Below are 6,200 nucleotides of genomic sequence, written 5' to 3'. Positions count from 1 at the left end.
CGGTGGTGCAGGCGCCCGCTGCATCGCCGGCGCCGAAGCCGGCCGGCCCCCCGAACGCGGCCACGCCCAAGCCGCCCGGCCCCGTTGCGGGCGGCTGACCGTTCCAGCGGCGATCGCAACCGCGGCGAAGCCGGGCGTAGCGGGTCGCCCCCGAACCGGCGCGAGCGTCGCGCACCTACACTCGGCGGTGATGTCCCGTCATGACGCTGCCGACTTGAGCGCGGCAATCCGCACCGCACTGGGGAAAGTGATCGACCCCGAACTACGGCGCCCCATCACCGAACTCGGCATGGTCAAGAGCATCGACACCGAGCCCGACGGGGGCGTGCACGTGGCGATCTACCTGACCACCGCCGCCTGCCCGAAGAAGACCGAGATCAGCGAACGGGTCACCCAGGCCGTCTCCGACGTGCCGGGCACCGGGGCCGTGAAGGTCACCCTGGACGTGATGAACGACGAGCAGCGCACCGAACTGCGCAAGCAGTTGCGCGGCGACGCCCGCGAGCCCGTCATCCCCTTCGCCCAGCCGAACTCGCTGACGCGCGTCTATGCGGTCGCGTCCGGCAAGGGCGGGGTGGGAAAGTCCACCGTCACGGTCAACCTGGCCGCGGCGATGGCGGCCCGCGGCCTGTCGGTCGGCGTGCTCGACGCCGACATCCACGGCCACTCGATTCCCCGGATGATGGGTACCACCGACCGGCCCACCCAGGTCGAGTCGATGATCCTGCCGCCCATCGCGCACGAGGTGAAGGTCATCTCCATCGCCCAGTTCACGGAGGGCAACACACCGGTGGTGTGGCGGGGGCCGATGCTGCACCGGGCGTTGCAGCAGTTCCTGGCCGACGTCTATTGGGGTGACCTGGACGTCTTGCTGCTGGATCTGCCGCCGGGCACCGGCGACATCGCCATTTCGGTGGCTCAGCTGATCCCGAGCGCCGAGCTGATGGTGGTCACGACGCCGCAGCTGGCCGCCGCCGAGGTCGCCGAGCGGGCGGGCAGCATCGCGATGCAGACCCGGCAGCGCATCGCCGGGGTGGTGGAGAACATGTCGGGCCTGACCCTGCCCGACGGCTCGACCATGCAGGTGTTCGGCGAGGGCGGCGGCCGACAGGTGGCCGAACGCCTGTCCCGCGCGGTCGGTGCCGATGTGCCGCTGCTGGGCCAGATCCCGCTCGATCCCGCGCTGGTGGCGGCCGGCGACTCCGGCACGCCGATCGTGCTGAGCGCCCCCGACTCCCCGGCGGGCAAGGAACTGCGCGGCGTGGCCGACAAGCTGTCGTCGCGCCGCCGCGGGCTGGCGGGCGTGTCGCTGGGTCTCGATCCGACGCGGCGCTAACCGAGACCCCGCGAGACCCGGTGGCGGCGACCCGCTTCGCCCGGCTTCGCCGCGCTTGCGATCGCCGCTATCCGATGGCGGCGACCCGCTTCGCCCGGCTCCGCCGCGCTTGCGATCGCCGCTATCCGATGGCGGCGACCCGCTTCGCCCGGCTCCGCCGCGCTTGCGATCGCCGCGCTTAGGTCGCGTCGGCGTCGAACGGCGTCTGTCCGGGGATGTGTGGTTGGGGTTGCGGTGGCGGCGCCGACGGCTCCGGCGGCGTGACCGCCGCCCCGTTGGCCGGTCTGTCGAAGTTCCCGGTGAGGAAGGAATCGTCGCCGTCGAGCAGGTGCTTGGTCAGGGCGGCGCCATCGGCGGGGCCCACGGCGGGGCGGCGTTCGGCGGCGGGTTCTGGGGGCCGACGCAGATCACCGTGCAGCCGGGCAGCCGGGCCGGGGCCTGCTGCGGCGTCGGGGTCATCCACGGGAACATCGGCGGTGGACCCGCGCTCTGTGGTTGGGAGAGGTCGATCAGCGGCATCCGCGCCAGGGGGTCGTCCAACGGCAGCCCGTTGACGTTCATCGGCAGGTTGGGGCCGAGTCCCTCGGCGTGCTCGAGGTGCGCGTCGGCCAGCGGGGGCGGCGGACCCGTCATCGGAGGCAGGTCGACCGGCACCACACCGGTGGCGTACGCCGAGGCCCAGCCCAGCACGTTCTGCGCGTACGCCATCGAGTTGTTGTAGCGCAGGATCGCGGCCATCACCTGGGAGGGATCGCGGAGGTTGAGGCCGCCGCTGCACAGGTACCGGGCCGCGGCCAGCGTGGAGTCGAACAGGTTCTGCGGATCGGCGACGCCGTCGCCTTTGCCGTCGGAGGCGTAGCGCGCCCAGGTGCCGGGCAGGAACTGCATCGGCCCAATCGCGCGGGCGTAGGTGGGGCGATTGCCGGCGCTGCTCTGCAGGATGATCTCGTTGCCGGGCAGCGTGCCGTCCAGCGCGGGGCCGTAGATCGGGACGACCGCCGTGCCGCGCGCGTCGACCGCGCCGCCGCCGGCATGACCGGATTCGATGCGCCCGATCCCGGCCAGCAAGTTCCAGCTCACGCCGCAGTTCGGGGCGGCCACGGCCATCTTCTGCTCGGCGCTGCGGTAGGCCGCCAGCGCAATGCTTGGAATGCCAAGTGCCCCAGGCGCATTCACGATCATCGCCGGCGGGGGTGCGGACAGGGCGGGTTCGGCGACGTGGAAGGCGGCCGGGGAACGGTCGATGGAAACGACAGCCGGTCCCGAGAGGTCGGGGATGGCGGGGGAGACCGCGGCCACCGGGGCGACGTTCGCATGCACGGGGGGCAGCTTTACGGGGAGCGACGGCGCCGCCCCGCTGACCGCGCCGGCGAAGACCAACGGGGTGATGGTGGCTACGCCGAACGCACGCGAACGTGAAACCTGAAGTGCTCGCAGCCGCTCCACCGCGGCGGCCGGGCGTGCACCCCGGCGTCCCCCAATGCGCACTCGACCGTCCTAGGTATGTGAGCAGGTCAACTGCTCTCGTAGCCGTGAACTAGATCACCATACATAACTCTTGTGACCAGAGTGGCGCAATGGTCGGAACTGGTTCTCAGCCCGATTTCTTAGCCTTTCGGTCCGCGCCGTCGCCGCCCTCGACCGGGTTGGCGCCGTCGGAATCGGCGTCCAGATTCGCCAGCAGGGAGCGCAGATCCTCGAGCTCGTGCCGCAGATATTCGCGGGTCACCACCTCACCGACCGCCAGCCGCACCGCGGCGAGTTCGCGGGCCAGAAACTCGGTGTCGGCCTTGGTCTGCGTCGCGCGATGGCGATCCTGTTCCAGCGCGACCCGGTCCCGGTTTTCCTGACGGTTCTGCGCCAGCAGGATCAGCGGGGCCGCGTAGGCGGCCTGCGTCGAGAAAGCCAGGTTGAGCAGGATGAAAGGGTAGGGATCCCAGCGCAGGCCCACCGCGAACAGGTTCACCGCGATCCACGCCACCACGATGATCGTCTGCACCAGCAGGTAGCGGCCGGTGCCGAAGAATCGCGCGATCGACTCGGTGACCTGGCCGACGGCCTCGGGGTCCAGCCGTGGCGAATACCTGCGCGACGTCCGCGGGGTGTAGAGGCGACGCGGTGCCGAGGACCTGCTCAACGCGAACCTCCCAGTCCTTGGGGCTCACCGGTGGCGTCGAGGGCCTGCACATCCATCCGCCAGTCGTGCGGCAACAGGTGATCGAGGAGATCATCCACCGTCACCGCCCCCAACAGGTGGTTCTGGTCGTCGAGCACCGGTCCGCACACCAGGTTGTACGCGGCCAGGTAGCGGGTCACCGCCGCCAGCGGCGTTTCCGGCGTCAGGGTGAACAGGTCGGTGTCGACGATGCCGCCGACCAGTTCCGCCGGGGGTTCGCGCAGCAGCCGCTGCAGTTGCACGCAGCCCAGGTACCGGCCGGTGGGGGTCGCCGTGGGCGGGCGCACCACGAACACCATGGAGGACAGGGCGGGGGTGAGGTCGGGGTCGCGGACCCGGGCCAGCGCCTCGGCGACCGACGTGTCGGGCGTCAGCACTACCGGATCGGACGTCATCAGACCCCCCGCGGTGTCGGGGGAATGCGCCAGCAGCCGGCGCACCGGGGCCGACTCGTCGGGGTCCATTCGTGTCAGCAGCATCTCCGCGTCCGTCGGATTGAGCACGCCGAGCAGATCGGCGGCGTCGTCGGGATCCATCTCCTCGAGCACGTCGGCGGAGCGTTCGGTGCCCAGCTCGGACAGCACGTCGGCCTGGTCGAGCTCGGGCAGTTCCTGCAAGACGTCGGCCAGCCGGTCGTCGTCGAGGGCTTTGAGCACCTCGTAGCGCCGCTTGGGGGGCAGGCCGCGGATGGCGTCGGCCACGTCGACCGCCTTCCAGCCCTCGAACCGGTCCAGCAGCTGCGCCACCGCCTGGCCCGGCATCGCCAGCGCCGACGGGGTCAGGCCCTGCACGTTCTGCCAATCCACCACGTGCACCGGCCCGCGCCGGCCCAGCCGCCGCTGGGTGCGCACGGCGACCCGGCTCACCATCCAGTCACGGGTGCGGGTCTGTTCGATGCCCAGGTCGGTGATGACGACGTCGAGGCCGGCCAGCTCGGGCAGCGCGGGATCGTTCACCCTGACCTGGGTGTCGAGCACCTGACCGATCGCGAGCACCTCGCCCGGGCGCTGTTCGAAGTGGCGCAGGGACACGCTGCCGGTGTTCAGCGTGACGGCCTCCGGCTCGATCGCGGCGACCCGCAGCATCGGAATGAAGATGCTGCGCCGTGTCGCCAGATCGACGACTAGTCCCAGGACGCGGGGCTGCTGGCGCACGATGCTGATGCTGACGACGACATCGCGGATCCGGCCGAACGACTCACCGAGGGGACCCAGCACCAACATTCGCGAGAGCCGGGCGATGTACACCCTGTTGACCGATGCCATGGGGAAAGCCTAGGCAGCCGCGGATGGCGCGGCCGACGGCGGCGGTGCCGGCCCCGGCGCGCGCAGGCTGCTACCGCGAGTGCATCGCAAACAAGACGATGATCGTCATGACCACCAGCGTGGCGATGCCGATGACGATGCCGGCGACCGCCAGACCGTAGCCGTCTTGCTGGGTGCGCTTGATCTGATTGATCGCGACGGCGCCCAGCACGATGGCCACGATCGAGCCGAGGCAGCAGCAGAACACCCCGGTGAACGACGAGATGAGCGATGCGATGGCGAGCTTGTTGGTCCCCGGTTTCACCCCGCTCGGCGGCCCGTAGCCCCCGTAGTCCGGTGCGGGATAATAGCCACCCGAATAGGGTGGCGGCCCGTAGCCGGCGGGCGGCCCGCCGAATTGCGGTGGGCCCGGCTGGTACTGCGGTGTGCCATAGCCCGGCGGCTGATCGTACCCGGGTGGCGGCCCGTATCCGGTTGGGGGCGGCGGGTATTGGGCGCCCTGGCCGGATTGGTACCCGGATTGGTACTCCGTGGGGTAGCCGGGCGGGGGATAGGCCGGGGGCGGATATTCGGATGGCGTGGCCGGGGCCGGCGGTTCCCACGGCGCCTCTGGCTGCTCCGGGGCCCCGCCGCCGGCGGGAGCCGGTTCGGCTTGGTCGTCGTGGGCGCGTTCGCCGAAACCGTCGCCGGGCGCTGTCATGGTGTTCAACCTAGCCGATGGCCGAGTCGCGGATCGGCGGTGAATCGCCGCGGGGCCGGTGGGGGCGCAGCGGGTGCCTGCGCCCTGTTTTCGCAGGTTGGCTTGCGGCCGCTCGATAGGCTAGAAGGCCCCGAGATGTGACGATGGCCTGGGCGGAGGAGAATGATCGCCGATGACTAGTCCTTTCCAGCCCGGTCAAGTTCCCGGCGCGACGCCCGCGGGCGCGGCGGGCGGTCGTCGCGCACCCGGATTGCCGACGCCGCCCAAGGGGTGGCCGGTCGGGTCCTACCCCACCTACGCCGAGGCGCAGCGCGCCGTGGACTACCTCTCGGAGCAGCAGTTCCCCGTTCAGCAGGTGACCATCGTCGGCGTCGACTTGATGCAGGTCGAACGGGTCACCGGCCGGCTGACGTGGGCCAAGGTGCTTGGCGGCGGGGTACTCAGCGGCGCCTGGCTGGGGCTGTTCATCGGGTTGGTGCTCGGCTTCTTCAGCCCGAATCCGTGGGCCGCGTTGGCCACCGGCCTGGTCGCCGGCGTTTTCTTCGGCTTGATCACCTCCGCGGTCCCCTACGCGATGGCCCGTGGCACAAGGGATTTCAGCTCGACCATGCAGCTGGTGGCCGGCCGCTACGACGTGCTCTGCGATCCGCAGAACGCGGAGAAGGCGCGGGATCTGTTGGCGCGCTTAGCGATTTGAGGACACGCACGAAGGGTGTGACTCCG

Annotated in this window: 5 protein-coding genes and 2 pseudogenes; 2 read left to right on the top strand and 5 right to left on the bottom strand. The window is 70.7% G+C overall.

Features of this window, described 5'->3' with window-relative positions:
• Window positions 1–190: 190 nt before the first annotated feature.
• Window positions 191–1,336: an Mrp/NBP35 family ATP-binding protein gene (locus tag A9X04_RS26240; protein WP_102419852.1), complete on the top strand. Its 1,146-nt coding sequence runs from the start codon at window positions 191–193 to the stop codon at window positions 1,334–1,336.
• Between the two features lie 178 nt (window positions 1,337–1,514).
• Here A9X04_RS26240 and A9X04_RS26235 read toward each other — a convergent pair.
• The 5 genes and pseudogenes from A9X04_RS26235 to A9X04_RS26215 all read right to left on the bottom strand — a co-directional run.
• Window positions 1,515–1,688: pseudogene (locus A9X04_RS26235) on the bottom strand (Sec-independent protein translocase TatB); the annotation flags it as partial.
• A pseudogene (locus A9X04_RS26230) lies at window positions 1,676–2,824 on the bottom strand (lytic transglycosylase domain-containing protein); the annotation flags it as partial. The pseudogenes A9X04_RS26235 and A9X04_RS26230, both read right to left, overlap by 13 nt.
• Before the next feature lie 106 nt (window positions 2,825–2,930).
• On the bottom strand, window positions 2,931–3,473 hold the full coding sequence (locus tag A9X04_RS26225; protein WP_067927138.1) for a DUF1003 domain-containing protein: 543 nt from the start codon (window positions 3,471–3,473) through the stop codon (window positions 2,931–2,933).
• Window positions 3,470–4,777, bottom strand: a complete 1,308-nt coding sequence (locus tag A9X04_RS26220; protein WP_067927137.1) for a magnesium transporter MgtE N-terminal domain-containing protein — start codon at window positions 4,775–4,777, stop codon at window positions 3,470–3,472. The genes A9X04_RS26225 and A9X04_RS26220 overlap by 4 nt, the downstream gene beginning before the upstream one ends.
• Window positions 4,778–4,847: 70 nt before the next feature.
• Complete coding sequence (locus A9X04_RS26215; protein ID WP_082975260.1) at window positions 4,848–5,477, bottom strand: DUF4190 domain-containing protein; 630 nt, start codon at window positions 5,475–5,477, stop codon at window positions 4,848–4,850.
• 172 nt (window positions 5,478–5,649) lie between these two features.
• Here A9X04_RS26215 and A9X04_RS26210 point away from each other — a divergent pair, with 172 nt between their 5' ends.
• Entirely contained in the window at window positions 5,650–6,174 is a 525-nt protein-coding gene (locus tag A9X04_RS26210; RefSeq protein WP_067927134.1) for a general stress protein, read from the top strand.
• The last annotated feature ends 26 nt before the right edge of the window (window positions 6,175–6,200 follow it).

It is taken from the genome of Mycobacterium sp. E3247 (assembly GCF_001667785.1).
Classification (GTDB): domain Bacteria; phylum Actinomycetota; class Actinomycetes; order Mycobacteriales; family Mycobacteriaceae; genus Mycobacterium.
Note: the sequence above shows the minus strand (reverse complement) of the source record. Positions and strands in the feature narration are given on the sequence as shown.